Origin of the sequence: Saccharopolyspora sp. NPDC049357, assembly GCF_040677225.1 — a bacterium.
In the GTDB taxonomy this organism is placed as follows: Bacteria; Actinomycetota; Actinomycetes; order Mycobacteriales; family Pseudonocardiaceae; genus Saccharopolyspora.
Genome location: NZ_JBFAQJ010000057.1, coordinates 1 through 24,944, shown reverse-complemented (window position 1 = coordinate 24,944; position 24,944 = coordinate 1). Strand labels below are relative to the sequence as shown.

Below are 24,944 nucleotides of genomic sequence, written 5' to 3'. Positions count from 1 at the left end.
AACAGGACCCGGAATCTCTTCCGGGTCCTGTTCGCGTTCGTCAGCGGCGGAGCAGGCGTTCTTCGCGGAGGTCGCGGGTGAAGTCGCGGATCGGGTCGCTCAGCCCGAGCGGGTCGAAGCGCAGCAGCGAGATCCCGCCCAGCACGGCTGCGCCGATGCCGACCGCGACGAACGGCCAGTTGTACATCGCCTGCTCGCCGTCGGGGTAGTAGGCGAGCACCAGCGCGATCGAGGCGCCCACCACGTAGGACAGGGCGCGGGGAGTCCAGGCGAACGCTGAGCCGAGGGCGAGACCCCAGGTCAGGTACCAGGGCAGCACCACCGGTGAGAGCAGAGCGCCGCAGCACAGCACGATCGCCGCGCGCCGGACGGCTTCGGTCCCCCCGTCGCGGGCCTGCCACCAGTTCCAGGCCAGCAGCGCCAGCAGCAGGATCGAGCCCAGCGTGCGGGTGGTGCCCACGATCGGCCAGATGTTGATCTCGCCGAACAGCGACAGCACTGTGTGCACGGCTTGCCCGACGGCGGTCGGCGCCGACAGGTAGTTCACGATCATGCCGGGCGCCGACAGCGCCGACAGCCAGCCGAAACCGACCTTCGCCAGCGCCGTGCAGGCGCCGAAGACCACCGCGAACACGCCCATCGCGGGCACGACCGCGTGCGCGAACCGGCGCAGCCTCGGGCCCTCCAGCCGGGCCGCCCAGATCCACACCAGGAACGGCAGCGCCAGCCCGGCGGTCGCCTTCACCGCCATCGCCGCCGACACCAGGCCGATGCCCAGCACGTTGCGTCCCCGCAGCATCGCCAGCGTGCCCGTCGCGAGCAGGCCGATCATGAGCATGTCGTTGTGGGGGCCGCCGACCAGGTGCACAACGGTCATCGGGCTCGCCGCCACCAGCCACAGCGCGATCGGCAACTGTCCGCCCAGGTGCTCGACCAGTCCGGGCAGCGCGCAGATGAGCAGCACCAGGCCGCCGAGCAGCACCAGCCGCATGACGATGACGCTGGCGATCACGTCGTGCCCGGCCAGCAGGATCACGCCCTTGGCCACGCCCATGAACAGCGGGCCGTAGGGAGCGGGTGTTGTCTGCCAGGTGGGGTGGACGTTCTCCGGGATCGGGCCGGTCAGCATCGCCGGGCCCACGCCGTAGGGGTCGAGGCCGTTGAGCGCGAGCAGTCCTTGGCCGAGGTAGCTGTAGACGTCGCGGGTGAACAGCGGCGGGGCGATGAGGATCGGGGCCAGCCAGGCGGCCGTCGCCCACAGCACTCCGCGCGAGGACACCAGTCGTGCGATCACGCCGCGGCCGAGTCGCACCCACGCCCAGACCAGCAGCGCGAATCCCACGTAGACGACGGTGACCGCGACGTCGTGACCGTGGCCGTAGCGCAGCGCCGACAGCGGGCCGTCGCCGAGGATCGGATCGTGGATCAGGGTTCCCGCGGCGCCGATGGAGCCGGCCAGCAGCATGACGGAACCGATCGCGCCGAGCGCGATGGTGCGCAAGGGCAGCGGACGTCCGGGGAGACGTCCGCTGAAGCTGAACGGGTCGGCTGTCGTGTTGTGGGTCCGTCCGGACCTTCCTGGTGCCGACTCCACGGGGACAATCGGGGCCATGGTGCGCTCAATATTTCCACAAGCGCCCGCCCATCTGGCTCTGACCAGGTCAGATCGCGTGTTCCCATGCGTTCATGGATGATCTTCACATCCCAGATCGCCCCAGGTAGATCCACGCGTCGGAAAAACGTTACAACTCAGACACGAGATCAGGATCACGCCGACGGGTGGAGATCTTCCACCGAAAAGACGACCGCCGAACCGGGGAGCGAGTCGTCAGAACGCGGTGACGTGGATGGCCGAACCGGGCTGCACCCGGCTGCCCGGCAGCGGGTACTGGCCCAGGATCACCATGTCCTCGCGCTGGAACAGCGCCTGCACGCTCAGCTGGAGTCCGAGCTGAGCCACCTGCACCTGCGCCTCGGTGACCTTCATGCCGTTGAGGCTGGGCACCGGAACCGCGTTGGACACCACCACGCCGATGCGCGGACGGCCGACCAGCTTGACCTCGGTGCCGATCGTCGGGTTGGTGCTGACCACCTTCCCGGCATCGATGTCGCCGTCGAACTGCTGGCCCGCGTCGTAGGGCTCGAAGCCCGCGTTGCTCAGCGTGGTGAAGGCGTCCTCGCGGCTCATCCCGCGCACGTCCGGGACCTGCACCGGTGGCGGTCCCTTGCTGACGATCAGCGACACCTCGGAGTTGAGGTTCACGCGGGTGCCCGGACCCGGGTCCACGCTGATCACGTGCCCCTCGGGCACCGCGCGGTCGTACTGAGCTGAGGAGGAGTCCTGCTTGGGCTGCAGCTTGGCGTTGCGGATCAGGTTCTCGGCCTCGGCGACCGTGATGCCCGCGGCGATCTGCGGCACGGCGGGCTTGCCCAGCGACACCACGACGTCCACCGAGCCACCGCTGCGCACCTGCGAACCCTCGGTCGGGTTCGAGCTGAGCACGATGCCTTCAGGCACGTCGTTGTCGTTCTCCTTGGTCACGTTCGCGGTCAGCCCGGCGCCTTCCAGCGTCTGGACGGCCTGCTGCTCGGACACCCCGACGATCCTGGGCACCGAGACGTAGCTGCCGAAGCCGAGCCAGAACGCCGCACCGCCCACCAGCGCGGCCAGGACCAGCACGATGACGGCCCACATCGCGCCGTTGCGGCGGCCCTTGCGCCGTTGCGGCTCCATGCCCGCGCCCGGCTGCGGGGTGTCGTAGTCCTCGGTGGCCGGGCGGGCGAGCGCGCGGGTGTGCTGGCGCGGCTGCTGCTCGAAGTTCGCCGGGACCGGCTCGACCCGGGTCGGCTGGGCTCGCACGGTCGGGAACTGCTCGGTCGGCGGGTCGGCGACCGGCGGCATCATCGCGGTCGTCGCCTCCGAAGCCGGCACCGGCACGGCCACCGGGGCGATGCCCAGGTCGCCGCGCACCTGCTCCAGCTCGGCCAGGAACGCCTCCGCGTCGGCGGGACGCTGCGCCGGGTCGCGCCGGGTGGCGCGCAGCACCAGCGCGTCGACCGCGTCGGGCACCTCCGGCGAGGTCGTGGCGGGAGGTGGCACGTCGTCGTTGACGTGCTGGTAAGCCACCGACATCGCGGTGTCGCCGGTGAAGGGCGGGCGGCCGGTCAGCAGCTCGTAGAGCACGATCCCGGCCGCGTAGACGTCCGTGCGGGCGTCGGCGGCACCTGTGGTGACCTGCTCGGGGGAGAGGTAGGCGACGGTGCCGAGGATGACGCTCCCGCTGGTCGTGCCCGCCTCGGCGGCGGCGCGGACCAGCCCGAAGTCGGCGACCTTGACCGAACCGTCCTTGCCGATGAGCACGTTCTCGGGCTTGACGTCGCGGTGCACCATGCCCGCGCGATGGGCGGATGCCAGCGCCGAGAGCACCGGCTGCATCACGCTGAGCGCCATGGCCAGCGGCAGCTTCCCGCCGCGGTCCAGGATCAGGTCGCGCAGCGTGCACCCCTCGACCAGCTCCATGACCAGGAAGACGTGGTCGCCGTCGGGTCCGTGGTCCACGCCCTGGTCGTAGACGGCCACGACGTCGTTGTGGTGCAGCTTCGCGGCGGAGCGGGCCTCGCGCTCGAACCGGTCGACGAACGAGCGGTCGCCCGAGTAGCGGGCGTCCATCACCTTGAGCGCCACCGGGCGCTCCAGGCGGGTGTCCAGGCCTCGGTAAACGGTCGACATGCCGCCGCGAGCGATGATCGAGTCCACCCGGTAGCGACGTTCGAGAAAGGCTCCGACGAGGCTGTTGCCTTGTCCTTGCCGCGTCTCAGGTGTCATCGCTCGCCATTCCCCGGGTTCCTTGCCACCACCGATTGTGGCAGGTACGCGGACGGTACCGGTGTTCGGTGGGCAGAGGTGGTGATCAACAACTTTACCCGCGCGGTGCGCGGCACGCCGGGCGGTCATGTGGCAAGGTGTTCGACGTGGTTGCAATCCCTGCTGCCCCGGACGTGCTGGCTCCCGATGTGGAGGTCGTGCCGCTGACCGCCGTTGCTGAGAAGCTCGGTCGGTCCGTCACCCGGGTGCACCAACTCATTCGTGATGGTCATCTGCTCGCCCTGCGGCGGAACAAGGAGCTGGGCGTGCCCAGCGCCTTCTTCGTCGACGACGAGATCGTGAAGGGGCTGCCCGGCACGATCACCCTGCTCCGGGACGCCGGTTTCCACGAGGACGAGATCCTCCGGTGGCTGTTCACCCCGGACGACACGCTGCCCGGCGCACCGATCGACGCGCTGCGCGGCGACCGAGGCCGAGAGGTCAAGCGCCGAGCTCAAGCGCTGGGCTTCTGAGCGCATCCCCGGGTGGTGCGGCACCACCCGGGGAGAACGCGCTCAGCCGGGCTGGTCGTTGTCCTTCATCGAGCCCCAGCCGTGCCACTTGTCGACCTCGATCCAGGCGCTGACCCGCGGGTTCTCCCGGTTCGGGTACTGGTTGCCGAGGTAGTGGTCGGCGAGGCGGTCGATGTCGACCAGTCCGTCGTCGTCCTTGAACTCGGTCACCCGGCCGACGACGGTGACGTGGGTGTACCAGTCGCCGGAGTCCAGGACGCTCAGCGTCACGCGCGGGTCCCGCTGGATGTGCTTGAGGCGAACGCGGGCCGCGTCCATGTTGATCAAGACCCGGCCGTCGTCCTCCCACAGGTACCAGGTGGGCGTGGACACGGGTGTGCCGTCGGAGCGCAGCGTCGTGATCACGGACGGGTTGGCGCGGCGCAACAGCTCGACGGCGTCGGGCGGCAGCGGCGGCTTGGACATGAGGTCTCCTCGATCACTGGGGTGTCGTTGCGGCGGAGCCGTGAAGATCACCGATCCCCGCGATGAGCATCATCGCCACATCGGCGGCGCGCCGCCATCCGGGGGTCGCGGGTCCGAACCGTCCCTTTCGCCTGGTCAGCTAGGGCCTGAACGGCCCAGGACCCGCTGCGCTGCGAGCTTCCCCGAGATCAGCACCGGAGGAACCCCGACCCCCGGAGTCGTCCCGGAACCCGCCAGGACGACGTTGCCCAGACCCCGGACCAGGTTCTTCGGCCGGAACGGTCCCGTCTGCGAGAAGGTGTGCGCGGCCGAGAACGGAGTGCCCGCGGCGTGTCCCTCCGCCGCCCACTCCACCGGCGTCACCAGGTCCGACGTCTCGATCGCCGCGCCGAACCCGGTGAACCCCCGGTCCTCGAGGACGCGCACCAGCTCCTCGCGGTAGCGGGGTCCGACGCGCGCCCAGTCGATCGGCCCGGTCTCCAGGTTCGGGCACGGCGCGAGGACGTAGTGCAGTTCCGCGCCGTCCGGCGCAAGCGAAGGATCGCTCGCCGTCGGCCGCGTGACCAGCAGGGACGGGTCGGTCATCGGTCGCCCATCGCGGATGATCTCGGTGAAGGTCCCCTCCCACGCCTGGCCGAAGGAGATCGTGTGATGCGCCGACGACCAGCTCCGCGTGGTCCCGGCGTGCAGCACCACGGCCGACGGCGACCAGCGCAACCGGCGCTTCGGCCGGCTGCCCAGCAGGCGGTGCACCACGGGCAGGTCGGGGGTGAGCACCACCGCGTCGGCGTGGATCCGCTCGTCGGCGGTGAGCACCGCGCTGACCCGGTCGCCGCTGCGCTCCAGCCCGGTCACCTCGGTCCCGTACCGGAACTCCACCCGTGCCTGCGCCGCGGCCTCGGCCATCGACGCGGGCACCGCGTGCATGCCGCCGCGCGGGAACCACACGCCGTTGATCGTGTCCATGTAGGAGATCACCGCGTACAGCGCCAGCGCCCGGCGCGGATCCAGACCGGCGTAGAGCGCTTGGAAGGAGAACACCCGCCGCAGCCGCTCGTCGCGCAGGAACCGCCCGATCGCCGGGCCGAGCCTGCCGAAACCCCCGAGCGCCACCAGCCGCGCCAGTTCCGGCGAGACCAGGTCCAGCGGTGAGTCGAAGTTGGCGTCGATGAACCGGTGCATCTCCGCCCGGTAGACCTCGGTCAGCCAGCGCCGCAGCCGCCGGTACCCGTCGGCCTCGCGAGGTCCGGCCAGCCGCCGGACCTCGTGCTCCATGGCTTCGGCGTCGGTGTGCACGTCCAGCACCGATCCGTCGGTGAACCTGGCCTGGTAGGCAGGGTGCAGCGGGATCAGGTCCAGTCGTTCGCGCACCGAAGAGCCGACGGCGTGCAGCGCTTCGTCGAGCAGCTCCGGCATCGTCAGCACGGTCGGGCCGGTGTCGATCCGGTACCCGTCGAGCACCTTCAGACCGGCCCGGCCGCCGGGCACCCCGGCGCGTTCCACGACGGTCACCCGCCGCCCCGCACCGGCCAGGTGCAGCGCGGCGGACAGCCCGGCCAGCCCGGCGCCGACGATCACCACGTGGTCGGTGCGTCCGGTGACCGAGCGCATGGCGTCAGTGGTTGCGGTCGGTGACCGCGATGGCCAGCTCTGCCAGCCGCGACGCCGCGGGCTCGTCGAGCCCTGCGGTGTGCAGCGCGAGCATCGCCGATCCGGTCAGCTCGGTGATCCGCTTCTCCACGGCTGCCACCGCTCCCAGCTCGGTGAGCACCTCGCGGGCCGACGCCACTCGCTGCTCGGTGAGCAGCGGATCGCCCAGCACCTCGTGCAGGAGGTCCAGCTTCGCCTGGTCTTCGCGCTCGTGGGCGGCGGCGACCGCCTCGGCGATCAGCACCGTGCGCTTGCCCTCGCGCAGGTCGTCCCCGGCGGGCTTGCCGGTGACCGCGGGGTCGCCGAACACGCCGAGCAGGTCGTCGCGCAGCTGGAACGCCACGCCGATGTCGGAGCCGAACCGGCGCAGCGCGGTCAGCGCTTCGGGCGTGGCCCCGGCGATCTCCGCACCCAGCTCCAGAGGCCGCTGAACCGTGTAGGAGGCGGCCTTGAGCAAGCAGATCTTCAGCGCGGCTTCGGGCGACTCGTCGACGTTGACCTGTCCCAGCACGTCCAGGTACTGGCCGGAGAGCACCTCGGTGCGCATCGCGCGCCACGGCCGCAGCGCCCGCTTCATCGCCTCGGCCGGGATGCCCGAGCTGTGCAGCATGTCGTCGGCCCAGGCCAGCGCGAGGTCGCCGAGCAGCACGGCGGCGGCCATGCCGAACTGGGTGTCGTCGCCGGTGTAGTCGGAGTCCCGGTGCTGCTGCTGGAACCGGCGGTGGATCGTCGGTTTGCCGCGCCGCGTGTCGGACTCGTCGATGAGGTCGTCGTGCACCAGCGCGCACGTCTGGATCAGCTCCAGGGCGCTGGCGGCCTGGAGCATCGCCTCCGCCTCGGGCCCGTTGGCCGTGCCACCGCAGGCCCGCCAGCCCCACCAGGCGAAGGTCGGGCGGATGCGCTTGCCGCCGCCGAGCACGAAGTCGTTGAGCTCGGCCACGGCCGACCCGACGGCGGGGTCGAGGTCGGCCGCCTCGTCGCGCCGGGCCTGCAGGCAGGTGGCCAGCACCCGCTGGACGTGACCGGGCAGATCAGCTTCGAAATCGGCGTTGCCGCCGACGGCCCGCATGGTGGCCGAGTACATGGGAGGCACACCTCCATCCTGCGCGATGCCGTCGCGCGGCTTCCTGCGGGGCCACGGCGTTGCTCCCCGTGTCCGGGCGAACTCCGGAGGGTGACGGTCGTCGGCTTCGGTGCGCGTTCCGCGATCAGAGCCTGGCGCCGGGCCGGGTTCGCAGGTGGTTGCGCAGGGCGAGCGTGGCGATCAGGACCGCCGCGACGATCGCGACTCCGCCCACCAGCAGCGCCCACCCGATCCAGTCCATACCGGAGCCGGTGGTGAACTGGAAGGTCGCGTACGGCTGGGTGACCTCGCCCGGGCTCAGCAGCCAGGTGACCGTGCCCGCGCTCTCCTCGCCGTTGGTCGTGGTGACCTCGCCCGGCGCGCTGATCTTGAGCTCGATGCCGCTGTCGGTGTCCGCCAGTGGCGTCAAGTCCGCCTGTCCTTGGAAGATCACCAGCGAACCGCTGCGGTACATCTTGAGCGAGAAGCGCGAATCCGTCGGGCTCATCGCCGCTGCGAGCTGCTCGACCTCCTGGAAGGAGAGGTCGTTGAACGACAGGTTCGCCCCGGTCCTGGTGCCCTCCTGGTAGGGCCGGACCTGGACGCGATCGGCCAGTCCCGAGGGCGGTCGGAGGTCGAACGGCACCTTGCCGTCCGGCGTTTCGGTGGCCACCAGCACCTCTCCGGACACCTTGTCGTCGCCGGAGATGGTCATGGCGGACCTGACGTGCAGGCATCCGCTGAGCATCGTGCCGAGCAGGATGATCAGCAGTACCAACAGGGTTCGGCGCAGCGTGTTCCCCTCCACCCGGGGAATGCTGCCATCGAAGCGGGGAGTTCGCCGTTCGTGTGATCGTCGGCCGTGTCCGCTTTTCGTCGTATCGCGTCGGTTCTTTCGGCGCGCGCTAGCGTGGCGGCATGGGAGTTGACCACAACGGCGTACACGCGATCAGCGACCGGTTCGTCGACGAGCTGGCGGCGCTCGATCCGATCGCGAGCACCTACCTGGGCCTGCCCGGTGGGGAAGAGCAACTGACCGACTACTCGCCCGACGGCCACCGGGCGCGCGCCGAACTGGCAGCCCGCAGCCTCGCCGAGGTGCGCGAGGCCGAACCGGCCGACGACGCCGAGCGGATCGCGAAGGCGGTGTTCACCGAGCGCATCGGGCTCGACCTCGAACTGCACGAGATCGGCGCGGACATGTCCTCGCTCAACGTGATCGCCAGCCCGGCGCAGGAACTGCGGCAGGTCTTCGACCTGATGCCCGGTGACACCGACGCCGACTGGCGGACCATCGGCCGTCGCCTCTCGGCGATGCCCGAGGCGGTCCTGGGCCTGCGCGCGGGGCTGACCGAAGCGGCATCGGCGGGCAACGTCTCCGCGGCGCGGCAGGTCCGCAAGGTCGCCGAGCAGTGCGACACCTGGTCCGGGCGCAACGGTGAGGAGTCGTTCTTCGCCGCGATGGTCGGCCGGGCACAGGGCGTCGAGGACTCGCTGCGCCGCGAGCTGGAGACGGCTGCGGAATCGGCTGCGGAGGCCTATGCCGGCCTGGCCGACTTCCTGCGCGGCGACTTGCTGCCCAAGGCACCGGAGAAGGACGCGGTGGGGGAGGAGCGCTACCGGCTCTGGTCGCGCTACTTCACCGGCGCGAAGCTCGACCTGCGCGAGGCCTACGAGTGGGGCTGGCAGGAGTTCTCCGGCATCGAGGCGGAGATGAAGCAGGTCGCGAACCGGATCAAGACCGGCGCGACGCTGGCCGAGGCCGCGGCCGTGCTCGACGCCGACGAGCGCTACCGGGTGCGCGGCCAGCGCGAGTTCGAGCGGTGGATGCAGCGGTTGTCCGACCAGGCCCTGGCAGACCTGCGCGGAACGCACTTCGAGATCCCGGACGCGCTGATGCGGCTGGAGTGCAAGATCGCCCCGCCTGGCGGGGGCGTCGGCGCCTACTACACCGGTCCCACCGACGACTTCTCGCGTCCCGGCCGGATGTGGTGGTCGGTTCCCGCCGACCGGCAGGACTTCCCGACCTGGCGCGAAGTGTCCACTGTGTACCACGAGGGCGTGCCCGGTCATCATCTGCAGGTGGCGACCTCGGTGCACGAGGCCCAGCGGCTCAACAAGTTCCAGCGGCTGGCCTGCTTCGTCTCCGGCCACGGCGAGGGCTGGGCGCTCTACGCGGAGCGGTTGATGCGCGAGCTCGGCTACCTCTCCGACGACGGCGACCTGCTCGGCATGCTCAACGACCAGCTCTTCCGCGCCGCGCGCGTGGTCGTGGACATCGGCATGCACCTGGAGCTGCAGATCCCGGCCGGAACGGGGTTCCACGAGGGTGAGAAGTGGACGCCGGAGCTGGGGCTGGAGTTCATGCTCAGCCGCACGATCACCGACCCGGCGCAGGTGCGCGACGAGATCGACCGCTACCTGGGCTGGCCCGGTCAGGCCCCGTCCTACAAGCTCGGCGAACGCCTGTGGCGCGCCGCTCGCGACGAGGCCAGGCAGCGCCACGGCGCGAACTTCGACGTCAAGGCGTTCCACACCCAAGCCCTCAAGATGGGCTCGATGGGCCTGGACACCCTCCGCGAACAACTCGCAGAGCTGTAGCGCGGCGTTCCGCCGGGACGAGAACTGCGGTGTTCGCGGCGCGAGCACCGCAGTTCCGCGCCGGTCAGGACTGGAGGGGGAGCGGGCGGCCCAGGACCGCGAATGGCCTGGGGTCGCCGGTGAAGCTGTAGTTGCGCAGGACGTCCTGGAATCCGACGCGCTGGTAGAGCTTCCAGGCGCGGGTCGGGCCCTCCGGGGTGGACAGCAGGACCTTGCTGCCGGGTGCTCCGGCGAGCAGCTTGCGCAAGATCTCCTCGCCGAGGCCGGCGCCCTGCGCGCTCGGGTGCACGTGCAGCTCGGTGAGCTCGAAGTAGTCCTCCAGCCAGGACTCGCCGCCGACGCCGGTGGTGGCCAGTCCGTGGCGAACCTGCTCGTGCCACCACTGCCCCGGGGCGCCGAGGTAGCCGTAGCCGATGCCGGTGAGCTCGTCGTCCTCGTTGAAGGCGCCGATGCAGCGCCAGCCCGCGCGAAGCATGTGGGCGGACCACATCGGGGCGCGCTGCTGGGCGGTCACCGGTGGATAGCCCATCGCGGTCACGTAGATCCGGAGGGCTTCCGGGAGTCTCGCTCGCAACTGTTCGGCGGTCAGTTCGAATACCCGGTCGCAGCTGGGGGATGGCGCAGCGGTCACGGCCGAACACTAACGCCTCTCATGCCCGAGGTCTTTCCTGCTCCCGGACAACCCGTTCGCCCGGGGTTCCGCGCTCGCGACGCACTCGAACAGGTGAGCTACAGCGCATCGCTTGAGTCGATCTCCGTTCGACGCTAATCTGAGCTTGTTCGAACGAGAGTTCGACGAACTCTCGTTCGAACCTCGGTCCGGTGGTGGGGTGGGGGAAGCACCTCACCACCGGGCCTCACCGCTGAAGGGAGAGAGCCGATGTCTTATCCCACCGACCTGTCGATCCCGTCGCCGCGATACTCCGTCGAGAACCAGGGGCCCACGCCGGAAGCGGACACGCCCGCCGGTGCCCTCTCGCTCCTGCTGCACGCGCGGACCTGCCTGCACGAGGCCGAGACCGCGGACCGCCCAGGTGAGCGGTTCATCGCCGCGCACCTGGCCGCGCTGCGGGCCGCCACAGCGGTGGTCGTGGCGCGCGCCGCTCCTCGCGAGGACAAGCGCCCGGCGAGCGTGTGGCAGCTGCTCACCGCCGCCGCACCAGAACTGCGCGAGTGGGCCGCCTACTTCGCCGCGCGCTCCAACCGGCGGGCCGCTGCCGAGGCCGGGGTCCCGACCACGACCGACGCGCACGCCGACGAACTGCTGGACAACAGCCGGGAATTCCTCGGCATCGTGGGGCGGAGCCTGCTGGGGGCGACGCGTGAACGGTACTGACGTGGGACTCGAACACGGACGCATGCTCGATCAGCTGGGCATCGAAGCGCAGCTGCTGACCGCCGCGACGCACGACGTGCACGTCGACGCACCGGTGTTCAGCGCGTCCGGCCGCACGGTCGGCCAGACGCTCCGGCACCTCGGTGATCTGTGCGAGGACGTGCTGAGCTGGCTCGGATCGCCGGAGGCGCAACGCCACTGGGACCTGCCCGCCGAACCCGACCTGCGGGAGCTGACCAACCGGTTCGCCGTCCGGATGGCCGACCTGCTCGCCGAGTTCATCTCCCGACCGCCGGACGACCCGTGCCCGACGTGGTGGCCCGAGCAGCACACCGTGGCGTTCTGGGTGCGGCGGATGCTGCACGCCACCACCGTGCACCGCGCCGACGTGCAAACGGCGGCGGGCATCGAGCACACGCCGATCGATCCGGAGGTCGCCGCGGACGGCATCGACGAGGTGCTGCGGGCCTGGTTCGGTTACCGGTTGCACTCGTTGCAGATCACCGCCACCCGACCCTGCTCGGTGGGCGTGCACGTGCCCGGACGCAACTGGTTGGTCACCGCGGACCCGAGCGGTGCCGCGGTGACCAGCTCCGAGGACGTGGCCACCACGACCCCGGACGCCGTGGTCGGCGGCGACCCCAGCGCGGTCTACCTGTGGATGTGGGGCCGCCTGCCCAACCGCGCGGTGGAGACCAGCGGCGACCCGGACGCCATCGCCCAGCTCTGGGGCCTGCTGCAGCTGGCGACCCGGTGACCACGGGCAGAGCGTGGCCGGTTCGGCGAAATTCGATTGCCCCGACCCGGGAGGTGGCACATCGTGGGCGGATGCTGATCCGCCCCGAAACCCCCGCAGACCTCGCCGCCATCGGTCAGGTGCACGCCGCGGCGTTCGCCGACGCCGAGAACCCGCACCGCGTTCCGGTCGAGGTCGGGCTCGTCGACGCCCTGCGCACCGGCGACGCGTGGCTCCCGGCGTTGTCGCTGGTCGCCGAGCGTTCCGGGGAGGTCGCCGGGCACGTGGTGTGCAGCCGGGCGCACGTGGGCGCGGTCCCGGTGCTGGCGCTCGGACCCATCGGCGTGCGCCCGGAGTCGCAGCGCGCGGGCATCGGATCAGCGCTCATGCACGCCGTGCTCGGTGCCGCGGACGCGCTCGGCGAACCGCTGGTCGCGCTGCTCGGCCACCGCGAGTACTACCCCCGGTTCGGCTTCGAACCCGCCGCGAACTTCGGCATCGCACCGCCGGTGCCCGAGTGGGCCTCGCACTTCCAGGTCCGCCCGCTGGCCGCCCACGACCCGGCCGTGCGCGGCGAATTCGCCTACGCCGCACCGTTCATGGAGCTCTAGCGGACGGTCACGCCCGAAGCCGGAGACCTTTCGGCGTTGCCCGGAAACCCGCCTCGGTGAGGACCTCCGCCAGTCGCGAACCCCACGCGCCTTCGCCGTCGGCTCGCTCCACCGCGAGCTGGTCGAGCCAGCCGTCGCGCACCACCCGAGCCAGGCCCGCTGCCGCCGCCCGGAGCGCGGCATCGTCGTCGGTGAAAGACAGCAGCGACTTGCCGCCCCGTTCGACGTAGAACACCGCCTCACCGGCCACCAGAACCACCAGCGCGCCGGCCTTCCGGCCCGGCCGGTGCCGGGTGTCGCCCATCGCCGCGGGCCAGCCCAGCGCACCACCGTAGGGCTGCGCGGGATCCGCGGCGGCCAGCACCACCGCATCGGTGCTCGCCTCGTCGTCGCCGGAGAGCGCCCGCAGCCGGTCGATCGCGCCCGGAACCGCGAACTGCGCGGCGCCGAGCCCCTCGATCACGTAACCGCGCCGGCAGCGACCGGACTCCTCCATGGCCCGAAGGACCTTGTACACCGCCGAGAACCCGCCCGTCACCCGCTCGACGTCCAGGGCGCCACGGGTCAGCACCCCGTGCCTCTCCAGGAACGCTTCGGCGCGGGCGTGCGCGCGGCGCGTCGGTTCAGCGGCGGGTTGCGGGGCGAGCGACCAGCGTCCGGACACCGTCGGTGGTCCGCCGCGCGGCGGCATCGACGGACGCCCGGCCCGCAGCCGCGCGTACCGGCCGCGCGGCGCGCTGCGACGCGGCTTGTGCGCGGCACCGCGGCCGGAGACCAGGGCGCGCAGCGGGGCGAGGGTGTCGTTGGTGACCGCCCCGGCCCAGACCAGGTCCCACAGCGCGGTGGTGATCGCGTCGTCGGCAGGCGCCGACTCCTCCTGCTCCAGCAGGAGTCCACCGGCCCGGTCGGCGAGCTGCCGGAAGAACAGCGCGCCACCCTCCAAAGAGGACAGAACAGCTCGGTGCAGCGGCGAATCCGTCGAATCCTCAGGAAGATCCGGCAGCAGGAGGTCGGAGACATCGGTCGGGGCCAGCGCGATCCAGCCGTCGCCACCGGCCAGCGAGCCCGACCCGACCCAGCTCACCTCACCGGTCGCGGTCAGCTCGTCGAGCAGAGCGGGGGAGTAGCCGGGCAGCCGCGCGGGCAGCACCAGCGACTCCAGCGCGCTCGCCGGGACCGGTGCCCCGGCGAGCTGCTCGACCACCGAGTACACGTCGTCGACGGTCGGAGCGGTGCGCAGCCGCGCGCCGATGCCGTGCCACACCGGCAGGAAACGGCCCAGCGCAGCGGGTTCCACCGGTTCGACCTCGGCCCGCAGCCGTGCCAGCGACGCCCGCCGCAGCCGGCGCAGCACCTCGGCGTCGCAGTAGTCCAGCGCACCCCCGCCCCCGGCCTCCAGCGGGCGCAACTCGCCGCGCACCAGACGTCCGGAACCGGTCAACCGGTCCAGCACGCCGTGCACCACGGCCACGCCCAGCCCGAATCGCCGGGCAGCGGCGTCGGCGGTGAACGGGCCGCGGCAACGCGCGTAGCGGATCAGCAGGTCGGCCAGTGGATCGGCGACGGGTTCGGTGAACGCCTCCGGCACGCCGACCGGGAGTGCGACGCCGAGCGCGTCGCGCACCTTGCCCGCGTCCTCGATCGGGATCCAGCGCTGCTCGCCGGCCATCCGGACCCGCAGGACGCGGCGCTGCTCGGCCAGCTCCTCGAGCCATTCCGGCCGCACACCGCGCTTCTCGGCCTCCGATGTGGACAGATCGCCGAGGAAGCGCAGCAGGTCGGCCGCGCCCTCGGCGTCGCGCGCGTGGCGCTCGGGGGCGAGCCGCTGCAACTGCTGCTCGATCTCGTCCAGGGCCTCGGAGTCCAGCAGTTCGCGAAGCGCCTCCGAGCCGAGCAGCTCGGCGAGCAGCGTGGAGTCCAGGCTCAGCGCCGCCGACCGGCGCTCGGCCAGGGGAGCGTCGGTCTCGTAGAGGAACATGCCGATGTAGCCGAACAGCAGGCTGCGCGCGAACGGCGACGGCGTCGGCGTCTCGACCTCGACGACCCGCACCTTGCGGGCCGCGACCTGCTGCATCAGCTCGGTCAGCCCCGGGACGTCGTAGACGTCCTGCAGGCATTCCCGCATCGCCTCCAGCACGATCGGGAACTGCTCGTACTGCGCCGCCACGGTGAGCAGCTGCGCCGACCGCTGCCGCTGCTGCCACAGCGGGGTGCGTCGGCGGGGGTCCCGGCGCGGCAGCAGCAGGGCCCGCGCCGCGCACTCCCGGAACCGGGCGGCGAACAGCGCCGAACCGCCGACCTCGTCGGTCACCATCTGCTGCACCTCGGCCGGTGGGAGCAGCACGTCCTCGGCCGTCGGCAGCACCTCGGCGCCGGAGTCGTCGAGCGCGTCGGCCAGTCGCAGCACGATGCCGTCGTCGGAGGAGGCGATCTGCGGTTCGACTCCCCGCCGTTCCCTGATCCGCGCGCCGACGGCCAGCGCCCACGGCCCGTTGACCTGGGCTCCGAAGGGGGAGTGGATCACCATCCGCCAGTCGCCGAGCTCGTCGCGGAACCGCTCCACCACGATCGTCCGGTCGTCCGGGACGTGCCGCGTGGCACGCCGCTGCTCGTCCAAGTAGGACATCAGGTTGTCGCGGGCCCACTCGTCCAGCCCGGCCGCCGTGATGCGCTCCCGGGCGTCGTCGGCATCCGCGCTGGTCAGCTCGCGGACGAAGGCGCCCAGGGCGCGGCCGAGCTCCAGCGGTCGTCCGGGTTGGTCGCCCTTCCAGAACGGCATCCGCCCGGGTTCGCCCGGCGCCGGGGTGACGATGACCCGGTCGTGGGTGATGTCCTCCACCCGCCACGCGCTGGTGCCCAGCAGGAACGTGTCGCCGACGCGGGATTCGTAGACCATCTCCTCGTCGAGCTCACCGACCCGCACGCCACCGCGACCGGCCTCCTCGTCGCCGGGCGTGGTCACGGTGAACAGCCCCCGGTCGGGGATGGTGCCGCCGGAGGTCACGGCGAGCCGCTGCGCGCCGGGTCGGGCGCGCAGCTCGTCGTTGACCCGGTCCCACACGATCCTCGCCCGCAGCTCGCCGAACTCCTCGCTGGGATAGCGCCCGGCGAGCATGTCCAGCACCGCGTGCAGCGCCGAGTCCGGCAGCCCCGCGTACGGGGCCGAGCGGCGCACCAGCGCGGCGAGCTCGGCCACCGGCCAGTCGTCCATCGCCGCCATCGACACGATCTGCTGCGCCAGCACGTCCAGCGGGTTGCGCGGGTAGGCGATCGACTCGATCAGCCCGCCCGCCATCCGCTCCGACACCACCGCGCAACCGACGAGATCGCCGCGGAACTTCGGGAACACCACGCCGCGGGAGACCGCGCCGACCTGGTGACCGCCGCGCCCGATGCGCTGCAACCCGGAGGCCACCGTCGGCGGCGTCTCGATCTGCACCACCAGGTCGACCGCGCCCATGTCGATGCCCAGCTCCAGCGACGAGGTGGCCACCACGCACGGCAGCTGCCCGGACTTGAGCTCCTCCTCGACGACGGCCCGCTGCTCCTTCGACATCGAGCCGTGGTGCGCCTTGGCCACCACCGGCGGAGCTCCCGAGCCGATGCCGGAGCCGCCGACGGCTTCCGCCGGGAACCGGGTCATCGGTTCCGGCTGCTCGGCGGCGAGCTCGTTGATGCCGGCGGTGAGCCGTTCGGCCAGCCGCCGCGAGTTGCTGAACACGATGGTCGAGCGGTGCTGGCGGATGAGCTCCAGGACGCGCTCCTGGACCGAAGGCCAGATCGAGGTGTGCTGCTCGGCCGCCTGCTCTCCGGTCTCGCCGGTGGACGCGCCGAGCTCGGCCATGTCCGGAACCGGCACCTCGACCCTGACCTCGACCTCCTTGGGGTGGGCGGGCTGCACGGTGCGCACCGGCCGACCGCCTGCCAGGTAGGTCCGGACCTCCTCGACCGGTCGCACCGTCGCCGACAGCCCGACCCGCTGGGCGGGGCGGGCCAGCAGCTGGTCGAGCCGCTCCAGCGACAGCGCCAGGTGCGCGCCGCGCTTGGTGCCCGCGACCGCGTGCACCTCGTCGACGATCACCGTCTCCACCCCGGCCAGCGATTCGCGCGCCGCCGAGGTCAGCAGCAGGAACAGCGATTCCGGAGTGGTGACCAGCACGTCCGGCGGTGTGCGGGCGAAGGAGCGTCGCTGGTCGGCGGGGGTGTCGCCGGTGCGGATGCCGACCTGGATGTCCGGCGGCTCGCCGCCCAGCCGCTGGGTGGCCTGCCGGATCCCGGCCAGCGGCGCGCGCAGGTTGCGCTCCACGTCGACGGCCAGGGCCTTCAGCGGTGACACGTAGAGCACCCGGCAGCGCTTCTTCGCTTCCGACGGCACGCCCTCGGAAGCGAGCCGGTCAAGCGCGGAGAGGAAGGCCGCGAGCGTCTTGCCGGAGCCGGTCGGCGCCACCACCAGGGCGTGCTCGCCCGCCGCGATGGCCTGCCACGCGCCCGCCTGCGCCTCGGTGGGCGCGGCGAAGGCGCCGCGGAACCAGTCGCGGGTCGCGGCGGAGAACCCGTCCAGCACGTCGCTCATGCACCCATGCTGGACCACACCACCGACGAACGGCGCAGGTGAGGGCCTATCGTCGGTTCTGCCAGAGGAATCGCACGGCGAGCACGATCACCGCCAGGAGCGTCGCGGCGATCACCACCTGGCCCAGCGGCGTGGACATACCGGTCGGATCGGTCTGCAGGAGCAGCACACCACCAGCGTACGGGCGGCACGTAGGCTGGTCGACGATGCGCCACACCGCTTTCCGCCAACGCATGGCCGAGGAGTTCGGCAGGGTCCGGTCCGAGATGCTCTCCCAGGACCACGTGTTCTCGGCCCTCGGAGGACGCACTGTGGACCAGGCCCTGGAGGACGGCTACACGACCAAGGAGGTCTGGGCCGCGGTCTGCGAGACCTTCGAGGTCCCGGCCGAACGCCGCTAGCCGCTGTTCCAGGTGCGGACCTCAGGCGTGCACCGCCGCTGAGTTTCCGCTGCTGGCACCGCCGAGCAACGGGATTCCTCAACGCCTAACCGCGGGTGCTCTCGTCCTGCTGGAAGTCGGCCCAGAGGTTCTGGGCGCTGATCTGCTCCTGCTCGCTGCGTCCCGATTCCCGGTAGTGCTCGTAGGCCCGACGGCGTTCCTGCCGCACGTTCCGCAACCGCTCGGCGGTGACCCGTCGCTGCTGCTCCGGGGTGGGGTGCCCTTCCGCGACCGCCATCTCGTCCTCGCACATCGGCTTGATCTCGGCGATCCGCTTCTCGTCGGCGATCACGTCGCTGCGGTCCTCGTGCGCCGGTGGTTGGTGGTGGCGGTAGCGGACGTAGGGGTTGTCCTCGGGCAGGCCACCGCTGACCCGGCCGTAGAAGCCGAAGAACATCAGCACCAGGCCGGCGATGAGGCTGAACACCACGTTCTGCAGCTCGAAGGCGAAGACGTTCCACGAGGTGTTGAGCACCGCCAGGTTGGCCAGGCCGGACAGGACGAACAGCACCCCGATGGCGGCGGTCGTGGTGGAGGCGACGGGGCCGCCCCAGGCCGCGGCGGCGACCAGGATCGCGCCGACGACGATCGACACCACGGCGAGCAGGCCGTTGCTGGACAGCCCCAGCACGTCGACTCCGTCGGTGGTGAACAGCGGGACCCGGTTGGCGAGCCCGAGCCCGCCGAAGACCATCAGGCACGCCCCGAACACGGCTGCGGCGATCCGGTAGAAGCGGTTCAGCGGGTGTTCCGGTGGTAAGTAGCGATCCATGCGCATTTCGGGCACCTCCTGAGAGCGAGGTAGTCCTGAGTGTCCACCTGTGGTGCGCTGATCGCACTGTCACTCGACCAGGTGATGAGCCCGGCGTGTCGGCATGACGCTCGAACATCCGTTCGCTTACTATGGGGGTGCGGACCGGGAAGACCCGCAAACCCCGCGAGTCGGATTGTCGGTCCCAGCCCGTAGCGTCTGAAACGACGTGAACGACTCGCTCCCAAGAGAGTCGCCCGAAGACCCGACTCGAAGACTTCACCGAGGTGGACCCCGATGGCAGCAGCGACACCGGACAAGGGCAAGGCGCTGGAGCTGGCGCTCGCTCAGATCGACAAGCAGTTCGGCAAGGGATCGGTCATGCGGCTCGGCGACGACTCGCGGCCGCCGGTCGAGGTCATTCCGACCGGCTCCATCTCGCTGGACGTCGCACTGGGCATCGGCGGCCTGCCGCGCGGTCGTGTCGTGGAGATCTACGGCCCGGAGAGCAGCGGTAAGACCTCGGTCGCCCTGCACGCCGTGGCCAACGCCCAGAAGCTCGGAGGCACGGCGGCCTTCGTCGACGCCGAGCACGCGCTGGACCCGGAGTACGCCAAGGCGATCGGTGTGGACACCGACTCGCTGCTGGTCTCCCAGCCGGACACCGGTGAGCAGGCGCTGGAGATCGCGGACATGCTGATCCGCTCCGGCGCGCTGGACGTCATCGTCATCGACTCGGTGGCCGCACTGGTGCCGCGCGCCGAGATCGAGGGCGAGATGGGCGACAGCCACGTGGGTCTGCAGGCCCGCCTGATGAGCCAGGCGCTGCGGAAGCTGACCTCCGCGCTGTACAACGCCAAGACCACCGCGATCTTCATCAACCAGCTCCGCGAGAAGGTCGGCGTCATGTTCGGCTCCCCGGAGACCACCACCGGTGGTAAGGCGCTGAAGTTCTACTCCTCGGTGCGGCTGGACGTGCGCCGGATCGAGACGCTCAAGGACGGCTCCGACGCGGTCGGCAACCGGACCCGCGTGAAGGTCGTCAAGAACAAGGTCGCGCCGCCGTTCAAGCAGGCCGAGTTCGACATCATCTACGGCATCGGCATCAGCCGCGAGGGCTCGCTGATCGACATGGGTGTCGAGCAGGGCATCATCCGCAAGTCGGGTGCCTGGTACACCTACGAGGGCGACCAGCTGGGCCAGGGCAAGGAGAACGCCCGCAAGTTCATGCGGGAGAACCCGGACGTGGCCAACGAGATCGAGAAGCGGATCAAGGAGAAGCTCGGCATCGGCGCCACCCTCGACGCCGAGGGTGGCGACAACAGCGCCGCCGAGCCGGCGCCGGTCGAGTTCTGATCGACGCCTTGGCACGGATGAACGACGAAGGAACGCGCCGGGGGAGCGGTCGTCGCGCCCCCGGCGCCGAACCTCGCGACGGCGAGGCGGAGAAGAAGCCACCTCGCAAGCCCGAGGACCCCGCCGCGCAGGCCCGCGACATCGTGTACCGGCTGCTGGCCAGCCGCGCTCGCAGTCGGCTCGAACTGCGACAGGCGTTGCTGCGCAAGGACATCGACGAGGACATCGCCGACGGCGTGCTGCAGAAGTTCGCCGACGCGGGCCTCATCGACGACGCCTCGTTCGCCGAGGAATGGGTGAACCAGCGCCAGCGCTCCCAGGGGCTGGGGCGCAAGGCGCTGGGCTTCGAGCTGCGGCGCAAGGGCATCGACGAGCACCTCGTGGAATCGGCTCTGTCCAACGTGGACAACGATGCTGAGGCCGAGCGCGCCCGCGAACTGGTGCAGCGCAAGCTGCGCAGCACGGGATCGCTCGACTACACCGCGAAGGTGCGCCGCCTGGTCGGCATGCTCGCCCGCAAGGGCTACTCCGAAGGTCTCGCCTACCGCATCGTCAAGGAGGAGATCGAGAACGCCGGCGACGCGGCGGACTCCGATTTCTCCTGACCCTTGGCGGTTTCTGGGCCGTTGGGGTGAAACCCGGTGAATACCGTGAGCGGAGCTGATCGCTCTCCCTAGGCTCCAGCGCGCCGCGTGCACCGGCGCAGCGGACCGCCTACAACGTCGTGAACGCGACGATCACCGTCAGCCACAACGGGCGCCTCGCCCAGCAGCACTTCGGGGCGGGGGACCCGGTCCCCGTCGCGCAGCTGCCTCCGGGTGGAGAAGTGCTCTACACCGAGGTTTTCGAGATCGGGGCCGAGCCGGGCGAGCTGCAGGTAGCGTGCAGCCGACGTTCGCCGCTGAGGAGACCGCCTGCTTCACCGGTCCGATCTGACTGTGGGACGTGGGTACCAGAACGTCAGTGGCACGTCGTAGGGTTCCTGGTCATGACGAAGTCGAGGAGCCCGCAGCACATCGTGTGGGACTGGAACGGAACACTTCTTGACGACAACCACGCCGTGGTGTCCGCGGTGAACAGCGTGTGCACCCGGTTCGACCGGGAGCACATCGACATCGACGAGTGGCGCGCGATCTACAGCCGTCCGCTGCGCGCCTGCTACGAGAACCTCCTGCGGCGCGAGATCACCGAGGACGACTGGGCTCGCGTCGACGAGCTCTACCACGTCGCCTACCGGGATCTGCTGGATTCCTGCGGCATGACCGAAGGTGTGCCGCACGTGCTGCAGGACTGGGCGGCGACCGGCCGGACCCAGTCGCTGCTGTCGATGTGGTTCCACGACGAGCTGGTCGAGCTGGTCACGGCACGCGGTTTGCACGAGCTCTTCGATCGGATGGACGGCCTGCGCACTTCGGTGGGTGGCGGTTCCAAGGACGAGCACCTGCGCGTCCACCTCAAGGCGCAAGAGCTCGATCCGGCCGAGGTGGTGCTCATCGGCGACGTCCTCGACGACGCCCACGCTGCCGAACAGGCCGGTGCGCAGTGCGTTCTGGTGACCACCGGCGTGATGGACCGCCCCAAGCTGGAGAAGTCCGGCTACCCGGTCGTGGACTCGATTCCGGAGGCCCTCACCCTGCTCGCGGCGTGAAGCCGGGGCGCCCGCCCGCGCGGGCGCCCCGAGCATCAGCGCAGCGCAGCGGCCTCGGCGGCCAGCTGCTCGATCTTCGCCCAGTCGCCCGCTGCCAGCAGGTTCTTCGGGGCGAGCCAGGAGCCGCCGACGCAGCCGACGTTGGGCAGGGCCAGGTAGTCCGGCGCGGTCGCCGGGCTGATCCCGCCGGTGGGGCAGAACCGCAGGTGCGGCAGGGGACCGGCGATGCCCTTGAGGAACGGCACCCCGCCGCTGGGCTCGGCGGGGAAGAACTTCATCGCGCTCGCCCCGCGCTCGGCCAGCCGCATCGCCTCGGACACCGTGCCGGCACCCGCCAGGTACGGCACCCCGGAGGCCTCCAGGTCGTCCAGCAGCCGATCGGTGGTGCCGGGGGTGACCAAGTAGCGGGCACCGGCGTCGGCGGCCTGCTTGGCCTGGCCCACCTCGGTGATCGTGCCCGCCCCGGCGACCATGTCGGGCACCTCGGCCGCGATGCGTTCGATGGCCGGGAGACCGGCCGGAGTGCGCAGGGTGACCTCGATGGTCCGGATTCCGCCGCGCAGCAGCGCTTCGGCCAGCGGGACGGCGTGCTCGGCGTCGTCGAGGGCCACGACCGGCACCACGGGCGCCAGGTCGAAAACGTCGGCTGCGGTGTTCATCTGCTCGTCCAATCGCGTCGGGGCGGTGGTTCCGCCGCTGGTCATACTCGCACCTGCGGTTGCGCCTGACCGAACACGCTCGCGCCTTGGTCGGCGCGGCCGACGGCATTGCGGAAGGCGGCGAACAGCTCGCGGCCGGTGCCGAACGGTGCCGGGTCCGCCCCGCGCGCGGGTTGCCGCGCGGTGAGCTCGTCGTCGGGCACGAGGGCTTCCAGCGTGCCCCGGTCGGCGTCGAGCCGGATCACGTCGCCGTCCTGGATGCGCGAGAGCGGTCCGCCAGCGGTGGCTTCCGGGGTGAGCTGGATGGCGGCCGGGATCTTGCCGGAGGCGCCCGACATCCGGCCGTCGGTGACCAGCGCGACCTGGTGCCCGCGGTCCATCAGCACTCCCAGCGCCGGGGTGAGGCCGTGCAGCTCGGGCATGCCGTTGGCCTGCGGGCCCTGGTTGCGGATCACGACCACGACGTCGTGGTCGATCTCGCCCGCGGAGAAGGCGGCGGTGAAGTCGTGCTGGTCGTCGAAGACCCGCGCCGGCGCGGTGACGGTGCGGTGCGTGGCGGCCACCGCCGACACCTTGATCACCGCGCGCCCGAGGTTGCCCTCCAGCACGCGCAGTCCACCGTCGGGCGCGAACGGGTCGTCGACCCCGCGCAGCACGTCGGTGTCCAGGCTCTTCGAAGGGCCATCCCGCCACACCAGCTCGCCGTCGTCGAGGAACGGCTGCTGCCGGTAGCGGTCCAGGCCGTGACCGGCGACGGTCTTGACGTCGGCGTGCAGCAGGCCTGCGTCGAGCAGCTCACCGATCAGCGTCTGCACGCCACCGGCGGCTGCGAAGTGGTTGATGTCGGCGGATCCGTTCGGGTAGACCTTCGCCAGCGACGGCACGACCGCGGACAGCTCGGAGAAGTCGTCCCAGGTCAGCTCGATGCCCGCGGCGGCGGCGATGGCGGGCAGGTGCAGCGTGTGGTTGGTCGAGCCGCCGGTGGCCAGCAGCGCGACCACGCCGTTGACGATCGCCTTCTCGTCGAGCAGCTCACCGATCGGCGTGCGCCCCTCGCCCTGGCCGAGCCGCACGACCTGACGGCCGGCTTCCTCGGTGAGCGCCTTGCGCAGCGGGGTGCCGGGCGGCACGAAGCTGGAGCCGGGCAGGTGCAGGCCCATGACCTCGACGACCAGCTGGTTGGAGTTGGCGGTGCCGTAGAACGTGCAGGTGCCGGGGGAGTGGTACGAGGCGGACTCGGCCTCCAGCAGGTCCTCGCGAGTGGCCTTGCCTTCGGCGAAGAGCTGCCGGATGCGGCTCTTCTCGCGGTTGGGCAGGCCCGAGGGCATGGGTCCGGCCGGCACCAGCAGGGTCGGCAGGTGACCGAACGCCAGCGCGCCGATCAGCAGACCGGGCACGATCTTGTCGCACACCCCGAGCATCAGCGCCCCGTCGAACATCTCGTGGGAGAGCGCCACGCCGGCGGCCATCGCGATCACGTCGCGGGAGAACAGGGACAGCTCCATGCCGGTGCGGCCCTGGGTGATCCCGTCGCACATCGCAGGCACTCCGCCCGCGAACTGCGCGACACCGCCCGCTTCGCGCACCGAGTCCTTCAGCCACGCGGGGAACTCGTTGTAGGGCTGGTGCGCGGAGAGCATGTCGTTGTAGGCCGACACGATCGCCACCCCGGGCTTGCTCACGCCGCGCACCGCGAGCCGGTCGGAGCCGCTGCAGGCGGCGAAACCGTGCGCGAGGTTGCTGCAGGGCAGGTCGGCCCGAACCGGGCCTTGCGCAGCTGCGGCGTTGATGCGTTCGAGGTAGGCGGAGCGGGTCCGCTCGCTGCGTTCTGCGATGCGGCGGGTGACCCGCTCGACGACGGCGTGCAGTGGCGCCATGATCGCCTCCGAAGGTGAGCTGGACAAACGGGCGACGACGTTGGCGCCACATGGCGCGGGTCACACTAGTGGGTGTGGCCTGGATTTCACAATCGATCCAGTCCATGAGAACTCGTTCCCGCGTGACTCCGACCGTGCGCGATCATGGTCGGGTGGACCCGATGGTGAAGGAGTGGTTGTGAGGATTCGCCTGCTCGCAGTGGCGGCGGTGGCCGTCGTCCTGACCGGGTGCGGGCAAGCCGAACCCGCAGCGCCGCCCCCGCCGGCTCCGGAGGTCCCTCCCGCACCGCCGAGCTCCTCGGCGGGAGGCGACGTGGAGCTGGGCAGCTCGCCGACGCTGACCGCGATCAAGCAGAGGAAGCGACTGCTGGTGGGTGTGCGCGCCGACCAGCCGGAGTTCGTCACGCGCGACCCCGCGGGCGGCTACCGGGGCTTCGACGTCGACATCGCCCGCGACATCGCCCGCCGCATCGGTCTCGACCCCTACACCCAGGTGCAGTTCCGCCGCTTGCCCCCGACGCTGCTGCGCGACGCGGTCGCAGCGGGCAACGTCGACCTCCTGCTCGGCGGCACCGCGGACGTCCCGCAGCTCGCGCAGATCCCGTACGCCGTCACCGACACCGAGCGGAACCTGGTCGTCAAGGCCGACGACCCCAAGCTCGCCGAAGAGCTCCGGGGAATGCTCCGAGCCGCGACCGCCGACGGCACCTGGCAACGGGCCCACGACCAGAACCTGGCCCCCCAGGGGATCTCGGCGCATCCGTGACGTGAAGAGGCCTGGACGGAACGATACTGATCGCTGTGCGTGGTGTTCTTGGACTGTTGAAGAGATGAGAGCAT

Annotated in this window: 22 protein-coding genes; 10 read left to right on the top strand and 12 right to left on the bottom strand. The window is 71.1% G+C overall.

The annotated features are described in order from the left end of the window. Positions 1-40: 40 nt before the first annotated feature. Complete coding sequence (gene mptB, locus AB0J91_RS30525; protein WP_363875858.1) at positions 41-1,612, bottom strand: polyprenol phosphomannose-dependent alpha 1,6 mannosyltransferase MptB; 1,572 nt, start codon at positions 1,610-1,612, stop codon at positions 41-43. A gap of 216 nt (positions 1,613-1,828) precedes the next feature. Continuing rightward, complete coding sequence (gene pknB / locus AB0J91_RS30520; RefSeq protein ID WP_363875855.1) at positions 1,829-3,826, bottom strand: Stk1 family PASTA domain-containing Ser/Thr kinase; 1,998 nt, start codon at positions 3,824-3,826, stop codon at positions 1,829-1,831. 146 nt (positions 3,827-3,972) lie between these two features. Between pknB and AB0J91_RS30515 the strand changes: the two genes are divergently transcribed. Further along, positions 3,973-4,338, top strand: a complete 366-nt coding sequence (locus tag AB0J91_RS30515; RefSeq protein ID WP_363790637.1) for an Rv2175c family DNA-binding protein — start codon at positions 3,973-3,975, stop codon at positions 4,336-4,338. A gap of 42 nt (positions 4,339-4,380) precedes the next feature. Here AB0J91_RS30515 and AB0J91_RS30510 read toward each other — a convergent pair whose 3' ends face one another. The 4 genes from AB0J91_RS30510 to AB0J91_RS30495 form a co-directional block, all read right to left on the bottom strand. After that, complete coding sequence (locus tag AB0J91_RS30510; protein WP_363875852.1) at positions 4,381-4,803, bottom strand: PPOX class F420-dependent oxidoreductase; 423 nt, start codon at positions 4,801-4,803, stop codon at positions 4,381-4,383. A gap of 135 nt (positions 4,804-4,938) precedes the next feature. Continuing rightward, positions 4,939-6,414, bottom strand: coding sequence for a phytoene desaturase family protein (gene crtI / locus AB0J91_RS30505; RefSeq protein ID WP_363875849.1), 1,476 nt, complete (start codon positions 6,412-6,414; stop codon positions 4,939-4,941). 4 nt (positions 6,415-6,418) lie between these two features. Further along, positions 6,419-7,537 (bottom strand): polyprenyl synthetase family protein, encoded by a 1,119-nt coding sequence (locus tag AB0J91_RS30500; protein ID WP_363875846.1) that lies wholly within the window; start codon positions 7,535-7,537, stop codon positions 6,419-6,421. Positions 7,538-7,661: 124 nt separating this feature from the next. Then, positions 7,662-8,324 carry a DUF3153 domain-containing protein gene (locus AB0J91_RS30495; RefSeq protein WP_363790645.1) on the bottom strand — a complete coding sequence of 221 codons (663 nt, stop codon included), beginning with the start codon at positions 8,322-8,324 and terminating at the stop codon, positions 7,662-7,664. A 110-nt stretch (positions 8,325-8,434) separates the two neighbouring features. Between AB0J91_RS30495 and AB0J91_RS30490 the strand changes: the two genes are divergently transcribed. Further along, complete coding sequence (locus AB0J91_RS30490) at positions 8,435-10,117, top strand: DUF885 domain-containing protein (RefSeq protein WP_363875843.1); 1,683 nt, start codon at positions 8,435-8,437, stop codon at positions 10,115-10,117. 64 nt (positions 10,118-10,181) lie between these two features. On the opposite strand, the gene AB0J91_RS30485 is transcribed toward AB0J91_RS30490, so the two are convergent. Then, complete coding sequence (locus tag AB0J91_RS30485) at positions 10,182-10,748, bottom strand: GNAT family N-acetyltransferase (RefSeq protein WP_363875840.1); 567 nt, start codon at positions 10,746-10,748, stop codon at positions 10,182-10,184. Positions 10,749-10,997: 249 nt separating this feature from the next. Here AB0J91_RS30485 and AB0J91_RS30480 point away from each other — a divergent pair, with 249 nt between their 5' ends. The 3 genes from AB0J91_RS30480 to AB0J91_RS30470 all read left to right on the top strand — a co-directional run bounded on the left by AB0J91_RS30480 (position 10,998) and on the right by AB0J91_RS30470 (position 12,800). Next, entirely contained in the window at positions 10,998-11,453 is a 456-nt protein-coding gene (locus AB0J91_RS30480) for an SAV_6107 family HEPN domain-containing protein (protein WP_132672577.1), read from the top strand. Position 11,454: 1 nt separating this feature from the next. Further along, positions 11,455-12,210 (top strand): maleylpyruvate isomerase N-terminal domain-containing protein, encoded by a 756-nt coding sequence (locus AB0J91_RS30475; RefSeq protein ID WP_363790654.1) that lies wholly within the window; start codon positions 11,455-11,457, stop codon positions 12,208-12,210. A 71-nt stretch (positions 12,211-12,281) separates the two neighbouring features. Beyond that, on the top strand, positions 12,282-12,800 hold the full coding sequence (locus AB0J91_RS30470; protein ID WP_363875837.1) for an N-acetyltransferase: 519 nt from the start codon (positions 12,282-12,284) through the stop codon (positions 12,798-12,800). A 7-nt stretch (positions 12,801-12,807) separates the two neighbouring features. Here AB0J91_RS30470 and AB0J91_RS30465 read toward each other — a convergent pair whose 3' ends face one another. Then, on the bottom strand, positions 12,808-17,373 hold the full coding sequence (locus AB0J91_RS30465) for an ATP-dependent helicase (RefSeq protein WP_363875834.1): 4,566 nt from the start codon (positions 17,371-17,373) through the stop codon (positions 12,808-12,810). Positions 17,374-17,419: 46 nt separating this feature from the next. Next, positions 17,420-17,542 (bottom strand): hypothetical protein, encoded by a 123-nt coding sequence (locus tag AB0J91_RS30460; protein WP_363875831.1) that lies wholly within the window; start codon positions 17,540-17,542, stop codon positions 17,420-17,422. Between the two features lie 37 nt (positions 17,543-17,579). On the opposite strand from AB0J91_RS30460, the gene AB0J91_RS30455 reads away from it, so the two are divergent. Then, entirely contained in the window at positions 17,580-17,774 is a 195-nt protein-coding gene (locus AB0J91_RS30455) for a DUF3046 domain-containing protein (RefSeq protein ID WP_210968719.1), read from the top strand. Positions 17,775-17,859: 85 nt separating this feature from the next. Here AB0J91_RS30455 and AB0J91_RS30450 read toward each other — a convergent pair whose 3' ends face one another. Further along, positions 17,860-18,591 (bottom strand): DUF4383 domain-containing protein, encoded by a 732-nt coding sequence (locus AB0J91_RS30450; protein ID WP_363875828.1) that lies wholly within the window; start codon positions 18,589-18,591, stop codon positions 17,860-17,862. Between the two features lie 270 nt (positions 18,592-18,861). On the opposite strand from AB0J91_RS30450, the gene recA reads away from it, so the two are divergent. From recA to AB0J91_RS30435, 3 genes are all read left to right on the top strand, one after another. Next, positions 18,862-19,920, top strand: a complete 1,059-nt coding sequence (recA, locus tag AB0J91_RS30445) for a recombinase RecA (protein ID WP_363790667.1) — start codon at positions 18,862-18,864, stop codon at positions 19,918-19,920. Between the two features lie 17 nt (positions 19,921-19,937). Continuing rightward, complete coding sequence (locus AB0J91_RS30440) at positions 19,938-20,525, top strand: regulatory protein RecX (protein ID WP_363875825.1); 588 nt, start codon at positions 19,938-19,940, stop codon at positions 20,523-20,525. Between the two features lie 383 nt (positions 20,526-20,908). After that, the gene (locus AB0J91_RS30435) at positions 20,909-21,568 is read left to right on the top strand and encodes an HAD family hydrolase (protein ID WP_363875822.1); all 660 of its coding nucleotides are present in this window, start codon (positions 20,909-20,911) and stop codon (positions 21,566-21,568) included. Between the two features lie 35 nt (positions 21,569-21,603). Here the strand turns inward: AB0J91_RS30435 and eda are convergent, their stop codons facing one another. Both eda and edd read right to left on the bottom strand, forming a co-directional pair. Continuing rightward, positions 21,604-22,227: a bifunctional 4-hydroxy-2-oxoglutarate aldolase/2-dehydro-3-deoxy-phosphogluconate aldolase gene (eda, locus tag AB0J91_RS30430; protein ID WP_363791105.1), complete on the bottom strand. Its 624-nt coding sequence runs from the start codon at positions 22,225-22,227 to the stop codon at positions 21,604-21,606. Between the two features lie 41 nt (positions 22,228-22,268). Beyond that, positions 22,269-24,104, bottom strand: a complete 1,836-nt coding sequence (gene edd, locus AB0J91_RS30425; protein WP_363875819.1) for a phosphogluconate dehydratase — start codon at positions 24,102-24,104, stop codon at positions 22,269-22,271. 178 nt (positions 24,105-24,282) lie between these two features. On the opposite strand from edd, the gene AB0J91_RS30420 reads away from it, so the two are divergent. Continuing rightward, positions 24,283-24,870, top strand: coding sequence for a transporter substrate-binding domain-containing protein (locus AB0J91_RS30420; RefSeq protein ID WP_363875816.1), 588 nt, complete (start codon positions 24,283-24,285; stop codon positions 24,868-24,870). The last annotated feature ends 74 nt before the right edge of the window (positions 24,871-24,944 follow it).

Excerpts from the sequence above, each read along its gene's own strand:
- AB0J91_RS30465 (WP_363875834.1), bottom strand. The coding sequence starts at position 17,373 with ATGAGCGACGTGCTGGACGGGTTCTCCGCCGCGACCCGCGACTGGTTC.
- recA (WP_363790667.1), top strand. The coding sequence starts at position 18,862 with ATGGCAGCAGCGACACCGGACAAGGGCAAGGCGCTGGAGCTGGCGCTC.
- AB0J91_RS30440 (WP_363875825.1), top strand. The coding sequence starts at position 19,938 with ATGAACGACGAAGGAACGCGCCGGGGGAGCGGTCGTCGCGCCCCCGGC.
- AB0J91_RS30500 (WP_363875846.1), bottom strand. The coding sequence starts at position 7,537 with ATGTACTCGGCCACCATGCGGGCCGTCGGCGGCAACGCCGATTTCGAA.
- eda (WP_363791105.1), bottom strand. The coding sequence starts at position 22,227 with ATGAACACCGCAGCCGACGTTTTCGACCTGGCGCCCGTGGTGCCGGTC.
- AB0J91_RS30470 (WP_363875837.1), top strand. The coding sequence starts at position 12,282 with ATGCTGATCCGCCCCGAAACCCCCGCAGACCTCGCCGCCATCGGTCAG.
- crtI (WP_363875849.1), bottom strand. The coding sequence starts at position 6,414 with ATGCGCTCGGTCACCGGACGCACCGACCACGTGGTGATCGTCGGCGCC.
- edd (WP_363875819.1), bottom strand. The coding sequence starts at position 24,104 with ATGGCGCCACTGCACGCCGTCGTCGAGCGGGTCACCCGCCGCATCGCA.
- pknB (WP_363875855.1), bottom strand. The coding sequence starts at position 3,826 with ATGACACCTGAGACGCGGCAAGGACAAGGCAACAGCCTCGTCGGAGCC.
- AB0J91_RS30435 (WP_363875822.1), top strand. The coding sequence starts at position 20,909 with ATGACGAAGTCGAGGAGCCCGCAGCACATCGTGTGGGACTGGAACGGA.
- AB0J91_RS30480 (WP_132672577.1), top strand. The coding sequence starts at position 10,998 with ATGTCTTATCCCACCGACCTGTCGATCCCGTCGCCGCGATACTCCGTC.
- AB0J91_RS30490 (WP_363875843.1), top strand. The coding sequence starts at position 8,435 with ATGGGAGTTGACCACAACGGCGTACACGCGATCAGCGACCGGTTCGTC.
- mptB (WP_363875858.1), bottom strand. The coding sequence starts at position 1,612 with ATGGCCCCGATTGTCCCCGTGGAGTCGGCACCAGGAAGGTCCGGACGG.
- AB0J91_RS30455 (WP_210968719.1), top strand. The coding sequence starts at position 17,580 with ATGCGCCACACCGCTTTCCGCCAACGCATGGCCGAGGAGTTCGGCAGG.
- AB0J91_RS30450 (WP_363875828.1), bottom strand. The coding sequence starts at position 18,591 with ATGCGCATGGATCGCTACTTACCACCGGAACACCCGCTGAACCGCTTC.
- AB0J91_RS30510 (WP_363875852.1), bottom strand. The coding sequence starts at position 4,803 with ATGTCCAAGCCGCCGCTGCCGCCCGACGCCGTCGAGCTGTTGCGCCGC.